The sequence below is a fragment of the Candidatus Mycosynbacter amalyticus genome, from assembly GCF_025273655.1.
Classification (GTDB): Bacteria; Patescibacteriota; Saccharimonadia; order Saccharimonadales; family Saccharimonadaceae; genus Mycosynbacter; species Mycosynbacter amalyticus.
In genome coordinates this window covers 693,484-718,197 of sequence record NZ_CP045921.1, presented here as the reverse complement: position 1 = coordinate 718,197, position 24,714 = coordinate 693,484, and the positions used below count along the sequence as shown (strand labels likewise).

Sequence of the window (24,714 nt, the reverse complement as noted above, 5' to 3'; positions counted from 1 at the left end):
TACACTATGTCAACTGGCCTCATTATTTTACTCGTAGTCCTCGGACTCCTTATCGTTCTGGGTATCTTCCTCTGGACAACCTACAACTCGCTGGTCACGCTCAAGGTACGCGTAGACGAAGCGTGGAGCGATATCACGGTGCAACTCAAGCGTCGTGCCGATTTGATCCCAAATCTCGTCAATAGCGTGAAGGGGTATGCTGCGCACGAAAGCGGTGTATTCGAGAAGGTGACTGAAGCCCGTAGCGCCGTGATGGATGCTAAAGGTGTACAGCAAACTGCTGAAGCTGAGAATATGCTCGAAGGTGCTCTCAAAAGCCTTTTTGCCGTGGCTGAAGCATATCCAGACCTCAAGGCAAACGAAAACTTTCTACAGCTTCAGAATGAGCTGGTAGACACAGAGGACAAGATTCAGGCATCTCGCCGTTTCTACAACGGTGGCGTACGCGACCTCAATACCAAGATCCAGATTTTTCCAAACAATGTATTTGCCGGCATGCTCGGATTCAAAGAGCGCGAGTTCTTCGAAGTCGAAGATATGGCGAGCGTCGAAAATCCAGTTGAAGTTAAGTTTTAGTCGCTAAACTAGTAGAAAAGTCCAAAAGATTCTATGTATAGTGCTATTGCCGCAAACAAACGCAACACCGTCCTGATTATGGCGGTGTTTGTGGGTATTATCGGAGCGATAGGCTACGTTGTCAGTCTATTTTATGGCAACACATCGTTTGCGTATTGGGCGATTGGTGCGGCTGCCGTATATGCTATCATCCAGTATTATGCCGCCAGTTCGCTCGCCGTATCAATGACAGGGGCGCAGGAAATCGAGAAAAAAGACAATCCGCGTTTGTATCGTATCGTCGAGAACTTGGCTATCACAGAAGGCATGCCAATGCCAAAGGTATATATTATCGATGATCCGGCACCAAACGCTTTTGCAACTGGACGCAATCCTCAGCACGCGATTGTTGCGGCTACCACGGGCATACTTGAGATTATGAATGACCGTGAGCTTGAAGGTGTCATGGCGCATGAGCTTGGACATGTCAAAAACTACGATATTCGCGTATCGATGATTGCATTTGGACTTGTAAGCGCTATCAGTATTTTGTCCGATATGGTGCTGCGCATGCTATTTTTTAGCGATAGCGACAATCGCAATGTGAATCCGATAGTAATTGTTATCGGAGTGATATTTGTTATCCTAGCACCTATTATTGCGGCAGTTGTGCAGTTGGCCGTGAGTCGTCAGCGCGAGTATTTGGCAGACGCTACCGGCGCTATGACAACACGTGATAGCGAAGGACTCGCCAATGCGCTCGAAAAACTCAAAGAGTATGGCCGTCCAATGCAACGCCAGAGCTCTGCAACTGCACACCTTTTCTTCAATAATCCGCTTAAATCTGGTTTTATGAACAAACTGTTTAGCTCACACCCACCCCTAGATGAGCGTATTGCAAGATTGCGCGATAATGCTACAAAATTCTAAGAAGATATTCATATGCCAACAAAAAAATCTACCGTAAAGTCCCGTGTCAAATCTCCCAAGAAAGTTGCTACTCCAACCAAAAAATCCGCTAAGCAACCAACTGCAAATGTAAAGTCGACTACTTGGTGGAAGCGTCCATTGCTTGGAGTTGCCAGCCGGTACAAATCTATGCAGCGTCGCCGTGCTGGATTTCTACTGCGTCGTCCACATCGTAGTTTTCAATTCACTCGGCGCCGCGACTATACACGTTCACTTAGGCTGCCAGGATATTTTGCATTTACAATTGAGGTTGCTCGCACACTATGGCAGCATAAGTTGACATTTGGTCTGTTGGGTATGATATTTCTCATATTAACGACTGCGTTTGGGCTGCTGGGCTCGCAAGATACATATTCGCAGCTCGGTGATTTACTCAAAACCACAGCGCCAGATGGTATGTTCGGTGGTGCTACTGGAGAAGTGAGTAAGGCTGGACTTCTCTTACTAAGCGCAACAACGACAGGGCTAACTGGTGATCTTAGTGATGGGCAAAAGATTGCCGCTGTCTTTTTCAGTCTATATATGTGGTTGACGGTTGTATGGTTACTTCGTAATATACTGGCAAACAAAAAGGTGAAGCTGCGCGATGGTCTCTATAGTGCTGGAGCACCAATTTTACCAACATTTCTCCTCTTTTTGGTGGTTCTCATTCAGCTCGTGCCGGCAGCTCTTGCTATAATTGTAGCAAGTGCTGGTTGGCAGACGGGTTTCATTCAGCAGGGTGTAGCATCGATGGCGGCAGGGTTAGGATTATCTCTTATAGTAGTGGCGTCTCTATATTGGATTGTAAGTACTTGCTTTGCGCTTGTCGTCGTGACGCTTCCGGGTATATATCCATTTCGTGCGCTTGCTATCGCAGGTGATCTGGTAGTTGGTCGACGTCTTCGCTTGGTGTATCGTATGATATGGCTTGTGCTTACGCTTGTCTCATGGTGGGTAGTGATTATGGTGCCGATTATTCTTCTAGATACATTTATCAAATCTAAATTTGAGCAAACTGATTGGATTCCGATCGTACCGTTCTTCTTGCTACTTATGAGCACTTTTACGATCATCTGGACAGCTAGCTATGTATACCTGCTCTATCGAAAGGTGGTTGACGATGATGCAACCCCAGCCTAGCGCACGAATCCGAGAGCTGCGTGCACTACTGAACCGCTATAACTATGAGTATCATGTCGAGGATGCACCGAGTGTTAGTGACGCCGTGTACGATGGGCTGTTTAGCGAACTCAAGCAGCTCGAAGCCGAACACCCCGAGCTGGTGACCTCTGACAGTATTACGCAACGTGTCGGCAATGAGCTCAAAGAGGGATTCGTCAAGGTGACACACAGTACGCGCATGCTGAGTCTTAATGATGTTTTTGATGTGGAAGAAGTACGGGCGTGGGTGGTGCGTATGGACAAGTTACTGCCTGGTAGTAAGCATGAATTTTTTGCCGATATCAAAATGGACGGACTGGCCTGCGCGCTCATCTACCAAGACGGTGTGCTGGTGCAGGCGGTAACACGTGGCGATAGTTTTGCGGGGGAAGACGTGACGAACAATGTGCGCACTATCAAAAATGTCCCACTGCGACTGTACGAGACGGCTGGTTTCGAAAAGCTGCTGCAGGGTCGCACCGAAATTCGCGGTGAGATCGTGATGCTGAAGAAGGATTTTGAGGCGCTCAACAAAAAGCGTCGTCAGAATGGTGAGCCGGAATTTGCTAATCCGCGCAATCTCGCAGCTGGCACGATCCGACAACTTGATCCGCGTCTAGTGGCGGCACGGCCATTGCATTTTCGTGGCTATGATCTTCTGCGTGACGACCCAAGTGATGTGCCGACAAATATGTTTGCCTATGAAGCGTTGACTGCGCTCGGCATCTCGCGTAACCGCGAAGCCAGCGTGTTTACATCGATAGACGACGCGATGAAATTTGTAGACCATGTGGGTAAAATCCGTGGCGAGCTGCCATTTAATACTGATGGCCTAGTGATCAAGGTAAACGACCGCGCCCAGTTCGCTCAACTGGGCGTCGTGGGCAAGCAGCCTCGGGCAGCTGTGGCGTACAAATATGCTGCTGAGCAGGCGACCACCATAGTGAAAGATATCGTCATCAGCATCGGTCGCACAGGTGCAGCAACGCCTGTTGCTGTGTTTGATCCGGTGGTAGTTGCAGGTACGACGGTGCAACACGCTAGTCTGCACAATGCCGATGAGATTGCACGCAAAGATGTGCGGATCGGTGACACTGTCGTCATCTTCAAAGCGGGCGACATCATCCCGCAGGTCGAAAGTGTGGTAACGGAGCTGCGACCAAAAACAGCCGAGAAATTTGAATACGAAAAAGCCCTACAGGAACAATATCCCGAGCTGGATTTTGAGCGTACAGGCAAGGATGTAGTGTACCGTGTCAAAGGAGCATCGGGCGACCTGATACTCAAGCGTGCAGTGCAGTACTATGCGAGCAAGGGTGCGCTCGATATCGACACGTTGGGCGAGAAAAACGTCGTGGCGCTAGTAGACGCTGGGCTGGTACGCGATGTGGCGGATATTTATAAACTCACCTACGAAGACGTGATACGGCTCGATCGGTTTGCTGACTTATCTGCGCGCAAACTCATTCTCGCGATTGCTGACAAGAAGCAGCCGCCGCTTGAAAAGTTCGTCCTTGGTCTCGGGATTCGTCATGTCGGTGCGCAGACGGCGATTGATCTGGCAAATAAGTTCCAGAGTGTTGATGCGCTCAAAACAGCGACAATTGAGCAACTCGAACAAGTCGACGGTATTGGCAAGGTCGTGGCAGAAAGTATCGTTGCATGGTGCGCCGATGAAGATAACTTGGCGCTGCTCGACAAGTTTACCGAGCTTGGTGTGGTGCCGTACTATGAGCAAAAAACCGGCAGACTGTCGGGCAAAAGTTTTGTGGTAACCGGTACGCTCACTAGTATGAGCCGCGACGAAGCAGCCGATCGTATCCGCGCACTTGGTGGTACATTTCAGACAAGCGTAGGTAAAGACACGACCTACCTGGTGGCGGGCGGCAAAGTCGGCGCGAGTAAGCTCAAGAAAGCTGAGAGCTACGGCACAAAAATTATCGACGAAAAGACATTGCACGAGCTACTAAAGTGATCCGTGATTTGTGTTGTATTTTTTGTCACTGTATCACCGGGTGAGATATGGGTACAAAAACAGCAAATACGAACGTGAAGCGTATAATGGGGTACAGAATGTATACTGAAAGTGGGGGATTATGCCAACATTTCGTTATCACAAACTTGTGCGCGACAATATATGGGATTGGCATATCGAGGCTGGTCACACACCGACTGGTGAGCAGCTAAGTGGCGACGCGCTTCGTGCCGCCATGGCCGAGAAACTCCATGAAGAGGCCGACGAAGTCAAAGGTGCCAAGACACGCGACGAGCTAGTAGAAGAAATCGCTGATGTACAGCAACTCCTCGACGATCTATGTACAAGCCAAGCGATTGGCTCCGATGAGCTACGCGCAGTCCAGCGACACAAGCGCGACAAAAAAGGCGGGTTCCTGGCTGGGCACTATATCGAAACAGTCAAGATGCCAGACGAAGACGACAAATGGGCACAGTACTGTCGGGCTGACCCGAGCAAATATCCGGAAATGGATGGGCAGCGAGATGAAAAATTGCATCAAAAGTCTGACACAGGATCCATGAAGCAGACGGGGGAGCCGCCAAAGTTGCCTACGGGTCCATATCGGCATTACAAGGGTGGTATGTACACAGTGACCGAACTGGCGTGTCATAGCGAAACTCTGGAATGGTTGGTGGTGTATGTATCGTACAAACGTAAGGCTAGGGGTTTGCCGTCCGTATGGGTTCGTCCATACGAGATGTTTGTAGAAACTATTGAGATAGATGGTATGCGCCAGCCCCGTTTTGCAAAAATCAATCTCGAAAACAACTAGTGCTACATTCCGCTATTTGCTAAGATAGTGACAATGACACTCATGCTTAGCTCGGTTACGTATGGATAAATTTGTTTATTATTATGACTGGCAAGCAGATATTGCTCCGCGCATTCCTGGGTTGCAGCAAGCTGATCAGGGTTTTACGGCTGCGTACACGGGCTTAATCAATCTTCTTGACGGTTCGCAGGTCTTCGTGAAGTGTGCTATGGACGAAAACTCGGCACATTGGACACGCAAAGAAATCAAAGCGTATAAGATCTTGCAAGAAGCGGGCTACGACTATATGCCACGGTTGCTCGCGGTCAATGCTGATGAGACGGCATTTGCAATTCAGGCTATGCTTGGCTACGACTTTACTCCATCGTGGAGCGACGATAAGCTCCATGCAATCATGCGAGCGCGCAAAGATCTGAAGGCGCTACGGTATTTGTTTGAGGCCGATACAGACTTCTCGATGCGCAAAGTCGTTGGAGTGCAAAACCGTTGGCCCGAATTGCATAGCGAGACAGTGCTTTCTCGTGCAAACGATGTGCTGATGCGAAGCCAGGGTATTACTGTAACTCCCGCTATGGTAGCGCGCTGCAACGAGCTGATGCAGGTATGGCATGTACGTCAGGATACGCTCGTACACGACGATCTTCGCGCCGATAACTTCGCCTATGATCCACAGACGCGCACCGGTAAGCTAATTGACTGGACATGGCTTTGTGTCGGCGATGACGCGCTCGATATTGCATCGCTTTGTGTCAGCGTGGCGCGAAGCGGCTACGATGTGTATGATAAATACCCTAGTTTGTTTGATGAGCAGGCGATCGTGTCGACGCTTGGATATTGGCTGGAGGTGTTGGGCACAAGTGATGGTCAGCTGACTGATGTGCGCCAATCTCAGGCTGCGAATGTACGTTTTTGCTACGATCTGCTCGCTACTCGTACACAGCTTACTGTGTAGATGTTATGAGTTTTAATAGCCGCTAAAGTGGTCAGTCATGATTTGCACGGGTTTGTAGTCGTGTGCGAAGAGGCTGCGGGTAGATTCTACCATAGCCGGTGCACCAGAGATGTACACATGGTGCATATGAATGTCTGGAACGTAGCGCCCGAGTAACGTACGTGATACGCGCCCTGTTTCGCCCGTCCAGTTTGCCGGTGCTTCAGCTACCACTGGGATGATTGTGAGCGAGAGACTTCGTGCTGCACGTGTGAAAAACGACAAATACGCTAAGTCTCTCGGTGTATATGCCTGATAGAAGAGTATGACAGGGCGCATATCATGTGCAGATAGAAGAGACGCGGCCATGGCACGAAATGGCGTAATCCCGATACCACCAGCAACCCATAGGAGTGGCGCTTTGGGATCGTGCGGTAGTACGAAATCGCCGCCTATATAGGTAGCGCGGAGTTGGGTATCGGGGGTGAGTCGTACGAAGGCGTGCTTGAAACTACTCGCTTTGTGTGTGGGTACACGAGTGGTAAGCCGCAGAGTCTTCTCGTCTGGCGACGACGCAATTGAAAAGATTCGACGCGTACCACGACTATCTTGTTTCGCGTGAGGTACCTGCAGCTCGAGGTACTGTCCGGCTGTATAGCGAATTGCATGTGCTGGCATTGCTTGTAGTTCGTAGACGCCGGGTGCAATCTCACTGACTGATATGACACGGAGCGACAGTGCACTGCGCTGTGGCTGCACAATAAGCCGATACAGATTGCCGACTAGGAGAGAGATGTGGGGAGTTGAGACCCACGGCAGCTGTGCGCTATATAGTAGCCCTACAAGTCCAGCATAGCCTATTTGGTGACGCCGAGTGGCAGGGGAAGTAAGTGGTTCGGTGAGCATGACAGCGGCAAAAAATGCTAGAGGTCCAGATAGTATATCAAGCCGCAGTGCATCTAGGACTGGATAGCTGGTAGATGCTGCGACCGCTATCGATGTCACGATGGCGACAACAGTAAATGTAGTTACCATGGCATACCGCCGCGTTTTGGTAACGATGATAAGCCCTGTGATAAGTACGACCGGCAGTAGCAGCGGCGTGCCGACCCACCATAATGCGGAGCTTAAGCCAAGGAAGCTGCCGAGTGCGAGTGCGAGTGCGGCTGGGTTGAAGATATGCCGACCGCGCCAGACGAGTAAATATTTTGAGACACTTGCAATACAGCCGATTAGCGCGATTTTGAATAGTTCTACGGCAGTATCTCCCGGTGCAAGCGTCAAGTACAAAATGAGTGATGTGATAAGACCCGATGCTCGGTTGTGCTGCGTGCCAAATGTCCAGGCGCAGAGCCGACTAGAGAGATATGTGCTGGCAAGTACTGTCAAAAGCGTCGCGAGCAGTGCCAATACGGGGAATCCAAGTTCGCCTACAGCACTGAGTAGCAGCGACACCAAGACAATGGCGAGTAGCGCGTAGACCGTCACCATATACATCGTGAGTGAATTGGTGAGCGATTCTAGGCTTGAAAGCAGTTTACGCATATATTTCCATATCTTTGTTTGTAGTATAGCGCAGTTGACCGTTTGTATTCATCACGACAGGCTGACATGGGATAAGCTGCTGCGTAGACTCGGGTGGGAGAAAAAACAGCGTGGTTGTGGCTAGGTCGGCTGCCATGGCAGTAGCTGCGAGTGTCCAGGTAGCTGCGATATGCGTAGTCGACACGCCGCTTCGCGCGTCGATGATGTGATGCGTGTCTGCCCATGTGCGTCTGTTTGGCGCAGAGCCGCAGAGTGCACTGTCGGCCACATGAGCGACACCGATCGCGAACGACGCATTATCGGGATGTTCGAGTGCGATACGCTCGCTATGTCCCGCGACGTAGATATCGCCACCTGCGTCGATAGTATACGTATCAATCGTATTACTGAGTAGTGAGGCGACACGATCAACAAGGAGGCCTTTGCCGGCGGCTCCAATATCGAGCAGCGTGGGCTGGTGAACCGTGAGGGAGTTGTGACCAAGCGAGAGCGCATCATCCCAGTCGGGCGCTGCAGTCGCTTCTGCCGTACGAGTCAGCGAATAGGCTGCGTCATAGCCGCTTGCTTCTAGTGCCGCAGCTACAAGCGGAGACACGGCACTATCTGTGGCATCGTATACTTGGCGATAGAGCTGCCACATGGCGTATTCGTCTGCATCAAGCGCGAGTGTACCAACCGTGAGGCGTAGTGCACTGACTTGCGAGTCGCTGCGAAATCGTGACCATTTTTGATCAAATGCCTGAATAGCCGCGTATATGTCTGCTGCAGCACCTGCAGGTATATGTGTGGGGGTGTCGATATGCCAGCGGGTACCAATGGCTTCGAACGAGAGCCTATGCCTGAGCCTGCTGCTTGATGGTATCGAGTGCATTGTTGAATCCTGTAGAAGTGAGCGATGAACCAGAGACACGAGACACATTGAGCTCATCAATCTTTTTACCAACAACCTGACTTGCGATGCCTTGTTTGAACATGGCCTGATACTCGGCTGAGTCGCCAGTACCATTACCTTCGACGCTGACGGCAGTGACAGTATTGTCTTTCAGCGTGATATCGACAGAGATCGTTTCGTTGCCGCCAGGTGTGCGGTACGTGCCGTCGGCACTGTATTCACCATCTTTGTAGGTATCCGTCGTCGCCGTCGTGGAGCTGTTCGAGGTGGCACTATCAGTTTCGGTGGCCGGAGTTTGCTGTTCGGTCGTTGTTGCTTCCGATGACTGTCCGCTGTCCTGCTTGTTGAGTACTACTACGGCGCCAGTACCGCCGATAGCGAGTAGCGCAATTACGACTAGTCCGATGAGTTTTGCCTTGTTGTCTTGCACGCGTTACGCCCCTTTTGATTACTACTATATTATTTGTAGTATACATGAGAGAGTTTGAGAAAAAACTTAATACGAGTCGTATCTGGTATGCTAAATATATGGATGCAGCCAAACGTCACGGGAAGAAAGTAGTAGTCGGCCTCGCAGGCGGTTTGCTGCTGGTGGTAGGAGTCGTCGCAATCCCATATCCGGGTCCAGGCTGGCTGATCGTGTTTGCGGCGCTGGCAATACTTGCAACTGAGTTCGAGTGGGCCGGTCGTATACTGCATTTCGCGAAGGGTAAATACGACGCATGGCAGCACTGGTTGGCTGCCCAGAGCGCAGTAGTACGGGCGCTTTTCTGGTGTGCAACGGCTATTGTGGTGGTGCTGACAGTCTGGCTACTCAATGGCTATGGATTTATGTGCGATATTCTGGGGCTCGACTGGCCATGGGCGCATTCACCACTGCCGATTTTCGCTCGATAATACTTGTGCTTTCTTGCTAAGTGGCGCATACTGGTAGGCGAGCTGGTGCGCAAAGGGGGCTGCCTTTTGCCACGAGAAAACAAAAATTGCTTTTTCCAACACAAAACTGCGCCCCGGGTGGGCGCGCAACAGCTCTTTTCTGAGATCTTACTATGACACGCCGTAATCCTCTAACCTTGTATTGTTTTTCACCGCTCGTGATGTTGTTGACATTTGCATTTGAGATGATTGCTGCGCTGATTGTACTGGTGCGGTATCGATCGCTGCCTGCAAGTAAGCTCATTATTGCCGTACTGCTATGCCTTGCGATCTTTCAGTTGGCCGAATATATGATTTGTGTGTCGGCTCTGGATCTGTCGAGCTTGGGCTGGGCGCGTGTTGGCTGGGTGGCGATATCGTTTTTGCCGCCACTGGGGGTACATCTCGGTATGATAATCGCTGGCAAGTCACAGCGACTTATCGTTGGTCTCGGTTATGCTATTGCGATAGGTTTTTCGGCGTTTTTCTTGACAGTTGGACATGCGGTGCAAGGAGGTGCATGCTTAGGCAATTACGTGATTTTCGAGATGGCGCGTCCGGCACTCACGTATTACATACTCTACTACTATGTCTGGCTCATGGTTGGTACAGCAGCAGCGTTTATCTATGCGCGTGCCATGAAACAGCCGGCCCGGCGAAGTGCACTTAACTGGCTTGGAATCGGGTATTTAGTGTTCATCGTGCCAACTATTGCGGCGAATCTCTTGCAGCCCGAGACGCTCGCTGCTATTCCGAGCGTCATGTGCGGGTTTGCGGTGCTACTTGCAGCCGTGCTCTTGTTTGTGGTCACTCCGAAGCTCGCGCAGCTACACAAGTAGAAGTAATCATGTATAATTGTGGGATTGGATTAAGGGGCATTAGCTCATTTGGCTAGAGCGCTTCCATGGCATGGAAGAGGCGAGCGGTTCGAATCCGCTATGCTCCACCATAGAAATTATTTCCATAATTGGTTATGCTGATACGTAGCATGTTCAAAGATTATGTACAAAAGAAGCTAGAAAACTACGTTGTCCAATATTTCGCGGCGCACCAAGATGTCAAACTTATCTGCGTGGCAGGAAGCGTTGGCAAGACAAGTACCAAAACAGCTATTGCCACTGTTTTGAGTCAGCAATATCGTGTGCGTATGCACGAGGGCAATCACAATACCGAGATGAGCGTGCCGCTAGCAATTCTAGGAATCGAATACCCCGACAACATCCGCAGTCCGCTTGCATGGCGACACGTGTTCAAGCAAGCCAAAGAGCGTATCAAAGCCGAGAGTGATGTCGACGTGATAATCCAAGAGATTGGTACCGACAAGCCAGGTGATATCCCAGCTTTTGGCCGCTACTTGCAGCCAGATGTGGGGGTGATAACCGCAATTACTCCAGAGCATATGGAGTTTTTTGGCACGATTGACGCGGTGGCGGCTGAAGAGTTAAGCCTAGGCAACTTCAGTAAAGTCGTTATCATCAACCGCGACGATATAGAAGGCCGCTTTGCCCAGCTGCTCACCAACCCAAACATTGATACGTACGGCACGAGCGGCCTGGCCGAGTATTCGTTTATCGACGAAGATTTTTCGCTTGAAGGAGGCCACAAGGGCTACTTTACCAATCCGGAGTTTGCCGACAATATCCATGCTACTCTACACGTGCTCGGCGAGCATAATGTGCGCCCCATTGTTGGCGCAGTAGCGGTCGGTATCCACTTTGGTATGGCACCAGATGCTATTGTGCGTGGTGCTGAGATGATTCGCGCGGTGCATGGCCGCATGAATGTACTAAAAGGCGCCAATGGATCTACGGTGATAGATGACACGTACAACTCTAGCCCAGCCGCCGCCCAGATGGCACTCCAGACGCTTATCAATCTTCCGGCGCCGCAGCACATTGCTATTCTCGGTAGTATGAACGAGCTTGGCGCGAGCTCGGCTGCCGAACACGAAAGACTTGGTCGTATGTGTTACCCAGATCAGATTGATTGGGTGGTGACGGTTGGCGACGAAGCTGCGAAATATCTCGCTCCCGCGGCCCAAGCAAATGGTTGTCCTGTCAAAAGTTTTCCAGATGCGATCAGCGCCGGCAGTTATGTGCACCAATTTATTGAGCCAGGAGCGGTAATCCTAGCAAAAGGTTCCGAAGGTGGTATTTTTGTAGAAGAGGCAGTGAAAGTTATCTTGCATAGCATAGATGACAATGACCAACTTGTACGACAAACGCCTGCGTGGCTCGAGGCAAAAACACAATTCTTCTCACGCTTTTAGCAAAGTGCTATAATAGAAATAATTTTGCGAGATAACGAGAGGGAAAACATGTCAGAATCACGTGCCAAACAGCAACAAGAACAGGTCGATAGCCCATATCGACGCGTGGGGATTCTCGCGATAGGCATTGTGGCCGCACTGGCGCTTATTTTTGCGTTCAACTTTGTGGCGCGAGCTTTTGGCGGCAACGAAGCCAAACTTATGGAGGCGGTTGTGGCCACGCTCAAAGAGCCGCGTATCAACGGTCAGTTCTCACTCGCCCAGCAGGCGCAGACCAATACCTTTAGCATGAAAGGTTCATTTGTGGCGCAAGATCTCAAGAAGATATCTCTGACAGGTGAGGTCGATGGCGCATACCAGGGAGAGCAGCTCAACGTGCCAGTCAAGGCATACTCGGATCTGGGGCAAGCTACAACATACATCAACATCTCAAATGCTCCAAAGGTTGCAGAAACTGTCGGTGCAAGCGCCCCAACACTTAAAACAGATCTTACCTCGCTGGCCGGCAAAATAGACAACAAATGGGTAAAGATTCAGCAAGGCAAGAATACCTCCAACACCTGTACATCTGATCTTTTCGCAAAAATTTCTAGTGACAGCGGTGCCTCCAAGCAGGTGGCGGGTATATTCTCCGGTAATCGCTTTTTGAAAGTAGATGGCGTGGAGAAGAAAGACGACACAACACAGGTATACACGGTTAACTACGACGAAGATGCAATGACGAGCTTCATCAAATCACTTAAGACGACAGACTTCTTCAAAGCTACTAAATCATGTGATTCAACTTACGATCCACTCGGCACCGAGGCTGCGGCGGCAGCCAAGACGAGTGCTACAGCCCAGCAGCAGACAGCGCAGAGTCAAAAATCTTCTGTTACAACTAAGATGACGGCCATAAATGGGCGTATTACCGACATTACAGTAGTATCCTCGCTCAATAATCAAGTCAATACCACTCGCGTCTCACTTGATTTCAAATCTGGCGAGCCGCTCACGGCGCCTACCGACAATATCATCGAGTCGAGTGCAGTACAAGAAGAGCTGACGTCACTTGGCAAAATCTTCCAAGAGCAGCAACAGCAGAGTGCTCAGAGTTCACAAGTGGTGCAGTAGTACTGGCTTTGACTCGGTAGCTGTGGTATAACTGAAGCAATAAGCATAATCATAAAAGGGTGCACGATGGAGAAGACCACAACCAAAAAAACGAAAAAAGCGAATAAAAACCTTTTCATCGCACTTGGTATTGCTTGTGTTCTCCTTGTGATCGTAGTGATTGGTGTTCTTATGTTTTTCCGCAGTCCCGAGCGTCAGGTGGCAAATGGCTTTAGTAATCTCGTCAAGGCTAAAAGTGTCGGGGTAGAGGGCACGGTAAAATCCAGTGGCAGTAACGGCTCGTATGAGACGACGATCAATGCTGTCACAGATAAAAAAACGGTTGATGCACAGGTCGCATTTAAGTACCAAGGTACGGGGGCGCGCAATTCTGTTGCACTGAGTGGCAAGTCAGATGTGATAGTAGTGGAAGATGGTGCTCTCTATGCTAAAGTTGACCAGCCGAAGAAACTCATGGCATCTTTTGCAGATTCCTTTGTTGGGGCAATGCTGAAAAGCACAGGCCTTGCGTCGCTCACTCAGGCGCAGCAAGATATGGCACTCGCACCGCTGCGTAACAGCCTGGTAGATGCCGGTGCCAAGATGGAAGGTAAATGGCTCAAAATCAGCCAGCCGGAGCTCAGACTCTTGCTTGGTGGCGGCCAAGAAACAAGTAGTGATTGCTATGTGCAGTTTTCGCACGAGCTCGAAAACAATTCAAGTGCGCGCAACGAGCTTGCTGGAGCGTATCTCAAACATCAGTTCGTAAGCATCGACGACAGCCTGCCGGCAGACGGTACAAGCAAAGGCTATCGCGTATCGATTGACCAGACTAAGCTCAAAGAATTCAAAGATGCAGTTGCCAGCAACGGTGCAGTCAAAAAACTTGGCACCTGTGGTCAGAATATACTTACACTTGGTGCCGGCGATGATCTCAACGATCAATCTGTCGATCTCTGGATCGATCGATTCTCTGGCAATATTACGAGGGTCAAATATGACAAGACGACAAGCGATGGTGATGTTGCTGTAGATCTACATTTGAGTTATGGTGTCGCTGTAAATGTTACGACGCCACAAGACGCGATCGGACTCGAAAAAGTCTTGCCATCCATCACAGCTGCAAACTAGTCGTCACCTCGCTACCTCTATCTGTTATACTAGGTGTATATGAGACGCTACAATCCGACAGAGACAGAGCCGAAATGGCAGCAGATTTGGGCCGATGATGCACGGTATCGGGCCAAAGATTTCGATGACAAGCCGAAATATTATGTAACTGGAATGTTCCCGTACCCGTCTGGTGCAGGTATGCATACTGGGCACTTCTTCGAGCACTCTATCGTAGACGCAGTCGCGCGTTTTCGCCGTGCACTTGGCCATAATGTCGTATACCCTATGGGCTGGGATAGTTTTGGCTTGCCGGCGGAGAACTACGCGATCAAAACTGGCACGGCGCCCGCGGTTGTCACCAAGCAAAACATCGCTAACTTCAAGAACCAGCTTACGCGCGTGGGCGCGAGTATTGACTGGTCCCGCGAGATCAACACAACCGATCCTGAGTATTACAAATGGACACAGTGGGTGTTCACGCAGATGTTTGAGCGTGACCTAGCCTATCAGAAAGAATCGCTCCAGTGGTGGTGTCCAGTCGACAAAACAGTGCTCGCCAATGAGCAGGTAGAGGGCGGCAAGTGTTGGCGCTGCGGCTCAGAGGTCGAGAAAAAGTCTATGAAGCAATGGTTCTTCAAGATTACAGACTACGCAGATGAACTGCTCGAGGAAATCCCAGACCTCAACTGGCCAGAGAAAATCAAGACAGCCCAGACCAACTGGATCGGACGGTCACAGGGTGCTGAGATTGATTTCGCGGTCGAAGGTCGTGATGAACTTATTACGGTCTTTTCTACGCGTCCAGACACGTTGTTTGGTGCGACATTCCTCGTACTGGCGCCGGAGCATCCACTCGCGAGGAGTCTCGCGACAGACGAGATGCGTGAAAATGTCGAAAAATACATAGATGATGCAGTCAAAAAGTCAGAGATTGAGCGTCAGTCGGAAGGCAAAGAAAAAACTGGTGTATGGACGGGTAGTTATGCGGTAAATCCAGTCAACGGCGAAAAAATCCCTATCTGGGTAGCGGATTACGTACTTGGTGGCTACGGTACGGGAGCAGTCATGGCTGTGCCGGCGCACGACGAGCGTGACTTCGCATTTGCTACGAAGTACGAGTTGCCTATCGTGCAGGTAGTGGCAGAATACGAGGTACTGAGCGGAAAACTTGCACCTCGTGAAGACTGGCCTACTCGCAAAAAGCAGGTTGTCGATGCAATTATTACCGATGGTGAGGGAAACTATTTACTGCAAGTTGAAAAAGTAAGTGATACCCAAGAGGATGTCCACTTCGTAGGCGGTGGCGTTGATGAAGAAGATGAGTCAATCGAGATGGCACTTCGTCGCGAAATACTCGAAGAGGTTGGCTATCCAAACATCATTAGCATTCGCCAGGTAGCACCATTTAGCGGAGTTCATGCCCAAAGAACTATCAAAAACCGTAATCATCAAACATGGGGTGCATATTATGAAGTCGTGATAGATAAGACAGTGCAGGTTGACAGTGAGATAGAACAAGGGTTGCATGGTGTGATCTGGGCGCCAAAGAGCGAAGTGGTAGATATGATCAACTGGTCAACCCACGCCAAGGGCTGGCGTGATTATTTGGCGGGTAAGCTGATTGACACCGATGTGCGCGAAGGTCTACTTGTTAACTCTGGAGCATTTGACGGCACGCACACCAGCGAAGCGCGCGAAGAGATCGTGGCATGGCTCGAGCAGCAGGGCGTCGGACGAAGTAAGGTCATCTACAAGATGCGTGATTGGCTTATCAGCCGTCAGCGCTACTGGGGCGCGCCAATACCGATTATTCACTGTGACGAGCATGGTGCGGTGCCAGTACCAGCCGATCAGCTGCCGGTGGTGCTGCCGGAAGTAGCGGATTATGCGCCAAAAGGCGATGGCAAATCCGTACTCGCTCGCGAGACTGACTGGGTAAACACCACTTGTCCGACCTGCGGCAAGCCAGCCAAGCGCGAGACCGATACTATGGATGGCTATGCCTGCAGTAGCTGGTACCTCCTGCGTTACACCGACTCGCAGAACGCCAAGCAAGCATGGGACCCAGCCAAGGCTGACTATTGGAGTCCGGTAGATATGTATATAGGTGGGGATCACGCGGTCGCGCACCTTCTGTACGTGCGATTCTGGAATCATGTGTTCTATGATATGGGACTCGTGCCGGAGAAAGAGCCGGTCAAACAGCTTGTCTACCACGGTCTTATCCAAGCCGAAGACGGCACCAAGATGAGCAAGAGCAAAGGCAACGTGGTCGATCCGCTGGAAGTGATAGATGCTGGCTATGGTGCCGATGCCCTTCGTACATTCGAGCTATTCCTCGGACCTATCAACGAAAACAGCAACTGGAGCAGCAAAGGCATCGCTGGCGTATACCGTTTTCTCAATCGCGTCTGGACGCTAGTGCAAGAATACGATGAAAGCGACAAAGCAGGGGGTGCCGACTCGAAAAAACTAGATACCTTGACGCATGCAACCACTAAAAAAGTAACCGACGACATCCGTCGTCTCAGTTTCAATACGGCTATCGCTGCGCTCATGGAGTATGTCAATGATCTCTACAAGCTCAAAACCGAAGGTTTTACGGCCGATTGGCAACAACCTCTGGAGACGCTCGTGACACTCTTGCAGCCGTTTGCGCCGCACATGACTGCGGAGCTATGGGAGCAGCTTGGTCGCGACACGCAGCTTGATTTCGAGCAGTGGCCGTCATGGGACGAGTCAAAGATCATCAGTGACACGATGATGATTATCGTCCAGGTAAACGGCAAATTACGCGCCAAGCTGGAGCTGGCTGTCGATACGCCAGAAGAAGACGTCAAGTCAGCGGCTCTAGCCGACGAGCATGTGCAGCAGTTCCTGGGCGACAAAAAACCGACCAAGGTGATTTATGTCCCTGGTCGGCTGGTGAGCATCGTAAAGTAGCTATATGTTGTTTATGTCTCGTTGAAATATGAAGGAAGCTCCTGCTTTCCGTCCTCAGAGAATACAGATGGGCCAGGTTCTGAAGTATCTTCCGGTGTTTTAAGCTGGACGCGCCAATCTACACCGGGCTTGCCGTCGAATTCGCCGCTATAAACAGCGACAACAGTGCTGGGCTGCGGTACACCATGCTCTTTTTGGAATTCTTGGTAGGCTATGTTCGCACTATTCATGAGGGACATTCTCTGTTCGGGTGTAAGATCTGGAGTATCGGTTCGAGATTGAATACGCTTATCGATAATCGTCAGAGCCGCGCCGATAGGCGTAATCGCCCCTTCTTCATCGACATACTCGCTGTCACTCAGTTTACCCTGATCGAGACTGTAGACAGTGTAGCTGTCCTGAGGCCGTTCTGCTTCAACAGGTGCTTCGTTAGCCTTGTAGATACCAAACGTAGCAGCTCCCGCAATAGCGGCTGCGCCGGCAAATTTAATCCATGCTGGCGTTTCGTTCGTAGTGTTTTTTTCATTTCGTGATCGTGTAATTCGTTCAGTCATATTTACATAATAGCATAAGCATGACAAAATGTCAATACATTCTTGAGTTAGCGAGATATCTGTAGTATAATCAATCCTAGTTTCTAAATAAAATAAGGAGTAATTCTGACATGGCACAGCCAAAGAAGCAGAGCAGCCCACGCAAAACAGGTCTGCGCCGCAGCCACATCGTGCTCAAACTCGCACGCCGCGTAAACGCGACCTCACCAGTGAAAGTCAAAACGACCAAACGCGAAACTGGTAAAAAATAAGCAAGACCCAGGAGACTTTTCTCCTGTTTTGTTCTACAATAAAATAAACGAATACTAAAGAAAGAACGTTAACGACATGGCTTCAAATCGACACCTCGGCAGGATCGTGGCTCTCCAGAGCCTGTATGAGTATGAGTTTCGTCACAGCGACGAGACGCCTGTTGATGTGGACGCGGTGATCGAGCGCAATCTCGACCGCTACAAGGACGATATCGGCGATACTAAGTTCGTCTCGGAGCTAGTAAACGGTGTCATAGAGCACCTTGCCAAGCTAGATGAGACATTGCAGCCACTCGCGCCAGACTGGCCACTCGCACAGGTCGCACGTATCGACCGCAATATACTGCGTATCGGTCTCTACGAGCTGCTCTACAAGCAAGCCGATGTGCCATCTCGCGTGGCTATCAACGAAGCTGTCGAACTTGCTAAGTCGTTTGGTTCTGATAACTCAAGCAAATTCATCAACGGCGTGCTTGGCACGGCGTATCGTACGCTTGTGGAGGAACAAGGCGATGGCAACACCTCCGAAGTTTGATAAATTCAAAAAATATTTCAATCGGAAACGACCGAGTATTCAGGAAATTGTGCGTGAGCCAACCGCTGGTGGTATTGTATTTCGCCGTGACGAAAAAGGCGGCGTAGAGATACTGCTCATCCAAGACGCAAAAGATCGTTGGACTATCCCGAAGGGGCATATTGAAGAAGGCGAGACTGCTCAGCAAACCGCCAAACGCGAGATCGGGGAAGAGGCGGGTCTGAAAGACGTCGACATGCTGGGATGGCTCGGCAAGATACATTTCCGTTATCGTCGTATCGACAAGCTGGTGCTTATGACGACACAAATCTACCTCGTAAAGGCCAAAGGCGACACGAACGCCATCCAAAAAGAAGAATGGATGAATGGTATCAAATGGTTTAAGTTTCACGATGCACTCGAAGAGATTGAATACGAAGATATTGGCAAGCTCATGCTGCTTGCAATGAAGAAGATACGGCAGGAAAACCTATGACGGGCATGTTGAAGCAGCCCTACCAAGACTTCGCAATCGAGAAGTTGGGATTTGAGTTTGAAAACATTGATTTGCTTATTACTGCGCTAACGCACCGCAGTTATGTCAACGAACACAAGAAAAGCGTGAGCGAGCACAACGAGCGCCTGGAATTTCTAGGCGATGCCGTGCTTGAGCTGGTAGTGACGGATTTTCTCTACAATAACTATGCTGAGCCAGAAGGGATTCTGACAAGCTGGCGTGCAGCACTGGTGCGTACGGAGAGTATTGGCGCGGCAGGCGACGCCATCGGTTATGAATCACTCGTACGGATGAGTCGTGGCGAAAAGCAGGGTAGTAGCAGGGCGCGTCAGCAAATTCTCGCAAACGCATTTGAAGCCGTGATTGGCGCAATATACTTGGAGCGTGGTTACGCAGACGCAGAAAAGTTCATACATACACATATCACAAGTAAAATCGACGGTATCCTCGAGAGTGGCAGTTGGCGCGATCCAAAATCTCATCTGCAAGAAGTGAGTCAGCGCATCGATGGCCACACGCCGGTCTACAAAGTACTGGAAGAAGTCGGACCAGATCATGATAAGGTGTTTACACTCGGCGTGTTCGTGGGTGATAAGCTGATGGGTAAAGGTACTGGTCCAAGTAAGCAAAATGCACAGCAGGCCGCAGCACGTGCGGCGCTAGTGAAGTACAAAGCTATCAAAACAGATTGACGTACTCTGTAAAATACTGTATACTCGGCAGAGAACTAATCACAAAAGTCTAAGAGAGATAAAGGAAGTTTAACTAACATGCTCGCAATTCGTTTGCAACGCCTCGGCCGCAAAGCCTATCCAGTTTACCGCGTAGCTGTACAGGAAGCTCAGCGTCACCCTAGCAGTGGTCGCGTAGTGGCTTATGTCGGTAGCTACAACCCACACACCAAAGAAGCATCTATTGACAAAGAGAAAGCACAGAAATATCTAGACAACGGTGCGCAGCCTAGCCCTCGTGTCGTCAAACTTCTCAAAGAAGCGGGTGTTAAACTACCTACATGGGTGAAGACTCACGACGATAGCAAGCAAAAAGCTATCCGCAACGCTGAAAAGCTGCGCAAAAACCAGCCCAAAGAAGAAGTAGCCGAAGAAGCGCCAGTAGAAGAAGCTGCAGAAGCGTAAATTTACTTCCTTATGCAATTACACCCAGTTCTACGAGCTGGGTGTTTTGTATATCTAGCGCACGCTAAAGTACTCATGCTATACTGAAGTTACGATAATAGTGAGAGACCGAGAAGGCTAGAGGAGGGCACATGTCGACCATAGATCAGCAATTCGTAGAATATATCGTAAAATCCCTAGTGGGAAATCCAGATGATGTGGTAGTAGAACGCATCATCGATGAAAAAGGTGTATTGCTCACCCTCACGGTGAACCCAGAAGACCTTGGCCGCGTGATCGGCAAACGTGGTGTCACGGCACAAAGCCTGCGTACATTGCTACGTGCGCTAGGTACGAAGAACGATGCGCGCTACAATCTGAAGATCGTCAACAACGACGGTGAAGGCTATAGCGTGTCGAGTGATGACGAGGTGGTGCGAGAAGAGCGTGCCAGTGACGACGCAGAAGACGGCTCATCTGACTATGCCAAGCGTTCACGCAGAGAGCTGGAAGACCTCGACGATCTGGATATCTAGTAGTTGTCCACAGTGTGTCCACACGGCGAATTTCATGCGTGAAAATGGTTGTGTTTCACACAAAACGCGTGCTATACTAAACACAGTTCAGACAGACATGAACTGCGAGAAAGCGCTCTATGCGAGCAACTTTTTATAAGAGTTGAGAGCCTTATATGTCTACGAAACCGCCCTTTCGGGGGCGGTTTTGTGGTAGTATTTACTCGGGTGGGTCGCTAACATGACCCAGTTATATTTAACGAGAAAGTGATAAGTATGGAATACGTTGTTTTGCAAGTAGTATTGAAAGAAAAATTTATCGGTACAGGATCTGGAAATTTGACGGAGCTTGAGAAAACTATCAATCAACAAGCAGCAAAAGGCTATAGATTGCACACGATTTCGACAGCCAGCAGCGGAAGCAAAGGTATGTTTAGTGGTGATCGTATTCAGGCTACGCTCGTGTTTGAGAAAATATAGCTTGCACTAATACCCTTGTAAAATAAAGTGGAAAAACACAATATTACTTCATGTCGCGCATGGAAGAGTGTCAAAAATGAAGAAAGCCCGCCGAAGGAGCTCAAGCGCGTGGAAGTGATTATAGCTTCTACGGCGGGCTTTCTTCGATGGGCTAGATGCGCGATGTGATTACGTGACCGTATCTGTCCAGGTATGCAATCGCAGTTCCTCGGACACCACCAAGGCGAAACGCCTGTATGATGCCTCGACTTGTGCTGAGCAGCTTGTCAGCCTGCTTCATTAGCCGCCTGTAATCGTTCTCTTCGCGGACTTGAAGCGCCGACGAAAGATCCGAACGATACTTGTGTGCCAATGAGGCGAACTCGATCAGCTCTTTGTCCGTGGCATTTGACCAGATAGACATAATCTCTCCGTTTTCAGTCGATTCAAGTCTGGGCACCTTTTACCCAGATAAACTTGAGCGTAAGGCTATATTTATTATAGCAACTATTTACAAATAAGTCAATACTAGGTACACTGGTAACAATGAGAAAAATCCAAGTCATAACATTATTTCCAGACATGTTTACTGGTGTGTTTGAGAACTCTATGATGTGGAAAGCGCAAAAAGATAATATCGTTGAACTGTCGACTGTTGATCTGCGTGAGTTTGGTATTGGTCCGCGTCGGACGGTAGATGATACTCCATATGGGGGCGGTGATGGTATGCTCCTTAAGCCGGAGCCACTTTTTGCAGCGGTCGAAAAAGCAAAAGAAAACGATCCAACAGCCAGGGTGCTACTCATGACCGCGCGTGGTGAGCGGTGGGTGCAGGCGGCTGCGCAGGTCCACGCTGACGATAGTGAACAGGGCTATATCTTCATTTGTGGACGCTATGAAGGATACGACGAGCGCATCACGACACTGGTAGATGAGCAGATTCGCATAGGTGATTATGTACTCACGGGTGGTGAGCTGGCTGCCATGACGGTAGTTGATAGTATCGTACGGCTTATACCTGGCGTGTTAGGTGGAGAGAAGAGTGCGGCGATAGAGAGCTTTGCTGACGGTGAGACGTTGGAGTTTCCGCAGTATACTAGGCCAGAAGAATTTCGTGGGATGAAAGTGCCAGAAGTGTTAATGAGCGGCAATCATGGCGCTATTGCCCAGTGGCGCGCAGATAATTCTTTTAAAGCTGAGTAAACACAGTCTTTGCTGTAAAACGAGGAGACCCCGCACTTAAATGCGGGGTCGAAGAGTGTTGTGGTGGGTATATCGTAGAGCGAATGCTACAAGCATCTTGACGTTTTGTTTTTGTAAAAATGTTTGTTTTTGTAACTTCGCTATCCACTACAATACAGTGCAAATTGTAAAAGCACAAGCATAAAAGTGATTTTGACAACGAAAAGTAGCGTATACTGGAAGTATGAAAAAGATTACAGCACTTCCAGCTTCAAAACTACGTAAGCCGCATCACTATGTCGTCGTACTTTGCTATACCTCGTTGGTAGTCTTGGTCACGACATATGGCTTGTTCAAGTTTGACGATATTACAGATACGATCTTAGGATATGGTATTGGTGGTGGTACTTGGGGTGTGGTGGTGGCAGTATTGGTAGCGGGTGCAGGGGTATTTTCGCTCCCTTATCTTCTGCGCATGACAGTGAGTCCACTCATGCGTGCTATGAGTTTCCTTTGTGCGCTCATGGCGCCCGTGGGTTGGCTGCTTGGGGCGTGGTGGCTAGAACTATATAGTGGCGGCACAGAAGCATCTGTGGCGATGATAATTTCATATCTTGGTATCATTTTGGCTGTGGTATCGGTATGGATTGCGGGTATGCCGCTACGACCGTTGAAAAAGCGCCGCTAGAAGAGTATAATTAATTCTGTTCATCACGGTATTGGGATGTCGCCAAGTGGTAAGGCACTGGGTTCTGGTTCCAGCATTCGGGGGTTCGAATCCCTCCATCCCAGCCACGAAAATATCCCGACCTTTGGTCGGGATATTTTCGTTTATAGGTTGTTGGGATTCGAACTCTTAAGCCTAAGACGATATGCCCCTGTCTTATCCATTTTTGTTATTATAAGAGGAATGACAAAAGCACGCAGAGTACCTCTTCACCGTGAATCAGACAAGGAGCTGGTAGGGTACTTAGTACAAGACGCGACAGGTTGGCAGGCGCAAACTGTGTTTGGCTATACGATAGAGCGTACCGAAGACCGTGCGACAGCAGAACTGATACTTCGCGAGCATGGTATGAGTGTACTGACTGGTGTATGGCAGTACTTTGATCGGGATGAGCAAAGTTGGCATGCCTGCGTATTGAAGGAGGTACAAGAGCACCAGGTGACAATAATGCGAACGAATGCTATGGGTTACCAGGATCCGAACGATTACAAGAAGGTTACATTACAACGACCAACAGACAGTGATCTTATAAAGGCGTAGTTAAGCGGGAATGTCAGAATCTGCAAGGCAATCACCCTTTTGCTGTCGATAGGTTTATGGCACAAGGAACTTCAAGACTGTAATAAGTATGCGAGGTGTGCTCATCGACAGTATGGTTTAGTGTGTTGTTTGATTATTGGGTGCGGCGATAAAATGCCATATGAAGAGTAATATGAGCCCGCGCAGGATATGAATGTATCTGGTTTGCATGGAGAGAACAGACACTCAAAAATTAACTGAGCAGCTAGCAGATACCCTCTCTAGTGTGCTATGCTAAGTGTGATTATAAGCATGACAACTTTAGGAGATATGGAACAATTCAACTCGATTGACTGGGATGCGCTGCATACAGTACTAGTGAAAAATACGCTAGTGCAGGTATTGCTCACGATTATCACGACATTGATTTTGCTGATTATCGTCCAACATAGTATCGGTGTGTTGGTACGGCGATCGGTACGAGGGCATCGTTACGCAAGCAAGATCGACGAGCATAAGCGCGAGCAGACGCTGCAAGGGATTTTGCGTACATCTGTCGGCGTGATCATCTGGATTATCGCTGCGTTGGTGATTTTGACCCAACTCGGATTTCAGCTTAGCACGCTTCTCACGAGTGCGGGACTAATCGGCGTCGTGGTGGGATTTGGCGCTCAAAATGTCATCAAAGACTTCGTGGCCGGACTGTTTGTACTGGGTGAAAACCAGTATCGAGTAGGCGATGTGGTAGAAATGCAGGTGGCGGGTATCGCTCTGAGCGGTACAGTGGAGGATCTGACCGTGCGTATTACTCGGCTACGTGATCTGGACGGTAACTTGCACATTATTGGCAATGGTGCCGCGCAGGCTGTCACGAATCTGAGCTACAAATATGCCAACGTAAATATTGATGTTGACGTGGCATATGCCAGTGATATTGATGATGTAGAAGAGATTATCAACGAAGTGGGACAAAAAATGGCTAAGTCTGATACGTGGTCGCGTAGTATCTTTGAACCAATCCAATTTTTGCGAGTGGATGACCTGACTGATACTGGAGTGCGTATTAAGGCGCTTGGGCGCGTAGAGCCAGCCGAGCAGTGGGCGGTAGCTGGTGAATTCCGTCGCCGGCTAAAGAAAGAGTTCGACAAGCGTGGCGTGGTGTTTGCGGGTGCGCCAGCTGAGGAATAGGCGTATACTGGATACGT

28 protein-coding genes and 2 tRNA genes are annotated in these 24,714 nt (G+C 49.6%); 25 read left to right on the top strand and 5 right to left on the bottom strand.

The genetic code is table 11. The features are described 5' to 3' along the window. Positions 1 to 6 precede the first annotated feature (6 nt). From GII36_RS03950 to GII36_RS03925, 6 genes are all read left to right on the top strand, one after another. Complete coding sequence (locus tag GII36_RS03950) at positions 7 to 576, top strand: LemA family protein (protein WP_260762701.1); 570 nt, start codon at positions 7 to 9, stop codon at positions 574 to 576. Between the two features lie 33 nt (positions 577 to 609). After that, a complete protein-coding gene (locus tag GII36_RS03945) occupies positions 610 to 1,485 on the top strand; it encodes a M48 family metalloprotease (RefSeq protein WP_260762698.1) in 876 nt (291 codons plus the stop codon). Positions 1,486 to 1,497: 12 nt separating this feature from the next. After that, a complete protein-coding gene (locus GII36_RS03940) occupies positions 1,498 to 2,646 on the top strand; it encodes a hypothetical protein (RefSeq protein WP_260762695.1) in 1,149 nt (382 codons plus the stop codon). Beyond that, entirely contained in the window at positions 2,627 to 4,642 is a 2,016-nt protein-coding gene (gene ligA, locus GII36_RS03935) for an NAD-dependent DNA ligase LigA (protein ID WP_260762693.1), read from the top strand. Before GII36_RS03940 ends, ligA begins: the two co-directional genes overlap by 20 nt. Positions 4,643 to 4,763: 121 nt before the next feature. Next, positions 4,764 to 5,456, top strand: coding sequence for a DUF1653 domain-containing protein (locus GII36_RS05885; protein WP_313900703.1), 693 nt, complete (start codon positions 4,764 to 4,766; stop codon positions 5,454 to 5,456). A 61-nt stretch (positions 5,457 to 5,517) separates the two neighbouring features. Then, entirely contained in the window at positions 5,518 to 6,408 is an 891-nt protein-coding gene (locus GII36_RS03925; RefSeq protein WP_260762691.1) for a phosphotransferase, read from the top strand. Positions 6,409 to 6,420: 12 nt separating this feature from the next. Here GII36_RS03925 and GII36_RS03920 read toward each other — a convergent pair whose 3' ends face one another. From GII36_RS03920 to GII36_RS03910, 3 genes are read right to left on the bottom strand one after another with little or no spacing between them, the layout of a single operon-like run. After that, the gene (locus GII36_RS03920; protein ID WP_260762689.1) at positions 6,421 to 7,932 is read right to left on the bottom strand and encodes a hypothetical protein; all 1,512 of its coding nucleotides are present in this window, start codon (positions 7,930 to 7,932) and stop codon (positions 6,421 to 6,423) included. Continuing rightward, positions 7,925 to 8,803: an FAD:protein FMN transferase gene (locus GII36_RS03915; RefSeq protein ID WP_260762687.1), complete on the bottom strand. Its 879-nt coding sequence runs from the start codon at positions 8,801 to 8,803 to the stop codon at positions 7,925 to 7,927. Before GII36_RS03915 ends, GII36_RS03920 begins: the two co-directional genes overlap by 8 nt. Beyond that, entirely contained in the window at positions 8,766 to 9,254 is a 489-nt protein-coding gene (locus tag GII36_RS03910) for an FMN-binding protein (RefSeq protein ID WP_260762685.1), read from the bottom strand. The genes GII36_RS03915 and GII36_RS03910 overlap by 38 nt, the downstream gene beginning before the upstream one ends. 98 nt (positions 9,255 to 9,352) lie before the next feature. On the opposite strand from GII36_RS03910, the gene GII36_RS03905 reads away from it, so the two are divergent. From GII36_RS03905 to GII36_RS03875, 7 genes are all read left to right on the top strand, one after another. Beyond that, complete coding sequence (locus GII36_RS03905) at positions 9,353 to 9,721, top strand: TIGR02611 family protein (RefSeq protein ID WP_260762683.1); 369 nt, start codon at positions 9,353 to 9,355, stop codon at positions 9,719 to 9,721. Positions 9,722 to 9,873: 152 nt separating this feature from the next. Continuing rightward, positions 9,874 to 10,578 carry a hypothetical protein gene (locus tag GII36_RS03900; protein WP_260762681.1) on the top strand — a complete coding sequence of 235 codons (705 nt, stop codon included), beginning with the start codon at positions 9,874 to 9,876 and terminating at the stop codon, positions 10,576 to 10,578. A gap of 33 nt (positions 10,579 to 10,611) precedes the next feature. After that, a tRNA-Ala gene (locus tag GII36_RS03895) sits at positions 10,612 to 10,688 on the top strand. A gap of 39 nt (positions 10,689 to 10,727) precedes the next feature. Further along, on the top strand, positions 10,728 to 12,008 hold the full coding sequence (locus GII36_RS03890) for a Mur ligase family protein (RefSeq protein ID WP_260762679.1): 1,281 nt from the start codon (positions 10,728 to 10,730) through the stop codon (positions 12,006 to 12,008). A 48-nt stretch (positions 12,009 to 12,056) separates the two neighbouring features. After that, positions 12,057 to 13,121 (top strand): hypothetical protein, encoded by a 1,065-nt coding sequence (locus GII36_RS03885; protein WP_260762676.1) that lies wholly within the window; start codon positions 12,057 to 12,059, stop codon positions 13,119 to 13,121. Between the two features lie 66 nt (positions 13,122 to 13,187). Further along, on the top strand, positions 13,188 to 14,231 hold the full coding sequence (locus tag GII36_RS03880) for a hypothetical protein (RefSeq protein WP_260762674.1): 1,044 nt from the start codon (positions 13,188 to 13,190) through the stop codon (positions 14,229 to 14,231). A gap of 39 nt (positions 14,232 to 14,270) precedes the next feature. Further along, a complete protein-coding gene (locus GII36_RS03875; RefSeq protein WP_260762673.1) occupies positions 14,271 to 17,156 on the top strand; it encodes a class I tRNA ligase family protein in 2,886 nt (961 codons plus the stop codon). An 11-nt stretch (positions 17,157 to 17,167) separates the two neighbouring features. Here GII36_RS03875 and GII36_RS03870 read toward each other — a convergent pair whose 3' ends face one another. Further along, positions 17,168 to 17,710 carry a hypothetical protein gene (locus GII36_RS03870; RefSeq protein ID WP_260762672.1) on the bottom strand — a complete coding sequence of 181 codons (543 nt, stop codon included), beginning with the start codon at positions 17,708 to 17,710 and terminating at the stop codon, positions 17,168 to 17,170. Between the two features lie 110 nt (positions 17,711 to 17,820). Between GII36_RS03870 and GII36_RS03865 the strand changes: the two genes are divergently transcribed. The 7 genes from GII36_RS03865 to GII36_RS03835 all read left to right on the top strand — a co-directional run bounded on the left by GII36_RS03865 (position 17,821) and on the right by GII36_RS03835 (position 21,102). Continuing rightward, positions 17,821 to 17,961, top strand: a complete 141-nt coding sequence (locus GII36_RS03865; RefSeq protein WP_260762671.1) for a hypothetical protein — start codon at positions 17,821 to 17,823, stop codon at positions 17,959 to 17,961. Positions 17,962 to 18,037: 76 nt separating this feature from the next. After that, the gene (nusB, locus tag GII36_RS03860; RefSeq protein ID WP_260762668.1) at positions 18,038 to 18,496 is read left to right on the top strand and encodes a transcription antitermination factor NusB; all 459 of its coding nucleotides are present in this window, start codon (positions 18,038 to 18,040) and stop codon (positions 18,494 to 18,496) included. Beyond that, entirely contained in the window at positions 18,474 to 18,971 is a 498-nt protein-coding gene (locus tag GII36_RS03855) for an NUDIX hydrolase (RefSeq protein ID WP_260762665.1), read from the top strand. Before nusB ends, GII36_RS03855 begins: the two co-directional genes overlap by 23 nt. Next, a complete protein-coding gene (rnc, locus tag GII36_RS03850; RefSeq protein WP_260762664.1) occupies positions 18,968 to 19,684 on the top strand; it encodes a ribonuclease III in 717 nt (238 codons plus the stop codon). Before GII36_RS03855 ends, rnc begins: the two co-directional genes overlap by 4 nt. Positions 19,685 to 19,762: 78 nt before the next feature. Next, positions 19,763 to 20,128, top strand: coding sequence for a 30S ribosomal protein S16 (gene rpsP, locus GII36_RS03845; RefSeq protein ID WP_260762662.1), 366 nt, complete (start codon positions 19,763 to 19,765; stop codon positions 20,126 to 20,128). Between the two features lie 131 nt (positions 20,129 to 20,259). Continuing rightward, positions 20,260 to 20,643, top strand: a complete 384-nt coding sequence (locus tag GII36_RS03840) for a KH domain-containing protein (RefSeq protein ID WP_260762660.1) — start codon at positions 20,260 to 20,262, stop codon at positions 20,641 to 20,643. A 255-nt stretch (positions 20,644 to 20,898) separates the two neighbouring features. After that, a complete protein-coding gene (locus GII36_RS03835; protein WP_260762657.1) occupies positions 20,899 to 21,102 on the top strand; it encodes a DUF4177 domain-containing protein in 204 nt (67 codons plus the stop codon). Between the two features lie 151 nt (positions 21,103 to 21,253). On the opposite strand, the gene GII36_RS03830 is transcribed toward GII36_RS03835, so the two are convergent. After that, the gene (locus GII36_RS03830; protein WP_260762655.1) at positions 21,254 to 21,505 is read right to left on the bottom strand and encodes a hypothetical protein; all 252 of its coding nucleotides are present in this window, start codon (positions 21,503 to 21,505) and stop codon (positions 21,254 to 21,256) included. Positions 21,506 to 21,627: 122 nt separating this feature from the next. On the opposite strand from GII36_RS03830, the gene trmD reads away from it, so the two are divergent. From trmD to GII36_RS03805, 5 genes are all read left to right on the top strand, one after another. After that, positions 21,628 to 22,284 (top strand): tRNA (guanosine(37)-N1)-methyltransferase TrmD, encoded by a 657-nt coding sequence (gene trmD, locus GII36_RS03825; protein ID WP_260762653.1) that lies wholly within the window; start codon positions 21,628 to 21,630, stop codon positions 22,282 to 22,284. Positions 22,285 to 22,507: 223 nt separating this feature from the next. Beyond that, the gene (locus GII36_RS03820) at positions 22,508 to 22,951 is read left to right on the top strand and encodes a hypothetical protein (protein WP_260762651.1); all 444 of its coding nucleotides are present in this window, start codon (positions 22,508 to 22,510) and stop codon (positions 22,949 to 22,951) included. Positions 22,952 to 22,983: 32 nt separating this feature from the next. Next, a tRNA-Gln gene (locus tag GII36_RS03815) sits at positions 22,984 to 23,058 on the top strand. Between the two features lie 115 nt (positions 23,059 to 23,173). Further along, positions 23,174 to 23,530, top strand: a complete 357-nt coding sequence (locus GII36_RS03810; protein WP_260762649.1) for a hypothetical protein — start codon at positions 23,174 to 23,176, stop codon at positions 23,528 to 23,530. A gap of 291 nt (positions 23,531 to 23,821) precedes the next feature. Then, positions 23,822 to 24,697 carry a mechanosensitive ion channel family protein gene (locus GII36_RS03805; RefSeq protein ID WP_260762646.1) on the top strand — a complete coding sequence of 292 codons (876 nt, stop codon included), beginning with the start codon at positions 23,822 to 23,824 and terminating at the stop codon, positions 24,695 to 24,697. Positions 24,698 to 24,714: the final 17 nt, after the last annotated feature.

Excerpts from the sequence above, each read along its gene's own strand:
- GII36_RS03945 (WP_260762698.1), top strand. The coding sequence starts at position 610 with ATGTATAGTGCTATTGCCGCAAACAAACGCAACACCGTCCTGATTATG.
- nusB (WP_260762668.1), top strand. The coding sequence starts at position 18,038 with ATGGCTTCAAATCGACACCTCGGCAGGATCGTGGCTCTCCAGAGCCTG.
- GII36_RS03840 (WP_260762660.1), top strand. The coding sequence starts at position 20,260 with ATGTCGACCATAGATCAGCAATTCGTAGAATATATCGTAAAATCCCTA.
- rnc (WP_260762664.1), top strand. The coding sequence starts at position 18,968 with ATGACGGGCATGTTGAAGCAGCCCTACCAAGACTTCGCAATCGAGAAG.
- GII36_RS03870 (WP_260762672.1), bottom strand. The coding sequence starts at position 17,710 with ATGACTGAACGAATTACACGATCACGAAATGAAAAAAACACTACGAAC.
- GII36_RS03875 (WP_260762673.1), top strand. The coding sequence starts at position 14,271 with ATGAGACGCTACAATCCGACAGAGACAGAGCCGAAATGGCAGCAGATT.
- GII36_RS03805 (WP_260762646.1), top strand. The coding sequence starts at position 23,822 with ATGACAACTTTAGGAGATATGGAACAATTCAACTCGATTGACTGGGAT.
- GII36_RS03920 (WP_260762689.1), bottom strand. The coding sequence starts at position 7,932 with ATGCGTAAACTGCTTTCAAGCCTAGAATCGCTCACCAATTCACTCACG.
- GII36_RS03885 (WP_260762676.1), top strand. The coding sequence starts at position 12,057 with ATGTCAGAATCACGTGCCAAACAGCAACAAGAACAGGTCGATAGCCCA.
- GII36_RS03830 (WP_260762655.1), bottom strand. The coding sequence starts at position 21,505 with ATGTCTATCTGGTCAAATGCCACGGACAAAGAGCTGATCGAGTTCGCC.
- trmD (WP_260762653.1), top strand. The coding sequence starts at position 21,628 with ATGAGAAAAATCCAAGTCATAACATTATTTCCAGACATGTTTACTGGT.
- GII36_RS03940 (WP_260762695.1), top strand. The coding sequence starts at position 1,498 with ATGCCAACAAAAAAATCTACCGTAAAGTCCCGTGTCAAATCTCCCAAG.
- GII36_RS03855 (WP_260762665.1), top strand. The coding sequence starts at position 18,474 with ATGGCAACACCTCCGAAGTTTGATAAATTCAAAAAATATTTCAATCGG.
- rpsP (WP_260762662.1), top strand. The coding sequence starts at position 19,763 with ATGCTCGCAATTCGTTTGCAACGCCTCGGCCGCAAAGCCTATCCAGTT.
- GII36_RS03890 (WP_260762679.1), top strand. The coding sequence starts at position 10,728 with ATGTTCAAAGATTATGTACAAAAGAAGCTAGAAAACTACGTTGTCCAA.
- GII36_RS03915 (WP_260762687.1), bottom strand. The coding sequence starts at position 8,803 with ATGCACTCGATACCATCAAGCAGCAGGCTCAGGCATAGGCTCTCGTTC.
- GII36_RS03810 (WP_260762649.1), top strand. The coding sequence starts at position 23,174 with ATGACAAAAGCACGCAGAGTACCTCTTCACCGTGAATCAGACAAGGAG.
- GII36_RS03905 (WP_260762683.1), top strand. The coding sequence starts at position 9,353 with ATGGATGCAGCCAAACGTCACGGGAAGAAAGTAGTAGTCGGCCTCGCA.
- GII36_RS03835 (WP_260762657.1), top strand. The coding sequence starts at position 20,899 with ATGGAATACGTTGTTTTGCAAGTAGTATTGAAAGAAAAATTTATCGGT.
- GII36_RS05885 (WP_313900703.1), top strand. The coding sequence starts at position 4,764 with ATGCCAACATTTCGTTATCACAAACTTGTGCGCGACAATATATGGGAT.
- GII36_RS03820 (WP_260762651.1), top strand. The coding sequence starts at position 22,508 with ATGAAAAAGATTACAGCACTTCCAGCTTCAAAACTACGTAAGCCGCAT.
- GII36_RS03925 (WP_260762691.1), top strand. The coding sequence starts at position 5,518 with ATGGATAAATTTGTTTATTATTATGACTGGCAAGCAGATATTGCTCCG.
- ligA (WP_260762693.1), top strand. The coding sequence starts at position 2,627 with ATGATGCAACCCCAGCCTAGCGCACGAATCCGAGAGCTGCGTGCACTA.
- GII36_RS03950 (WP_260762701.1), top strand. The coding sequence starts at position 7 with ATGTCAACTGGCCTCATTATTTTACTCGTAGTCCTCGGACTCCTTATC.
- GII36_RS03880 (WP_260762674.1), top strand. The coding sequence starts at position 13,188 with ATGGAGAAGACCACAACCAAAAAAACGAAAAAAGCGAATAAAAACCTT.
- GII36_RS03865 (WP_260762671.1), top strand. The coding sequence starts at position 17,821 with ATGGCACAGCCAAAGAAGCAGAGCAGCCCACGCAAAACAGGTCTGCGC.
- GII36_RS03900 (WP_260762681.1), top strand. The coding sequence starts at position 9,874 with ATGACACGCCGTAATCCTCTAACCTTGTATTGTTTTTCACCGCTCGTG.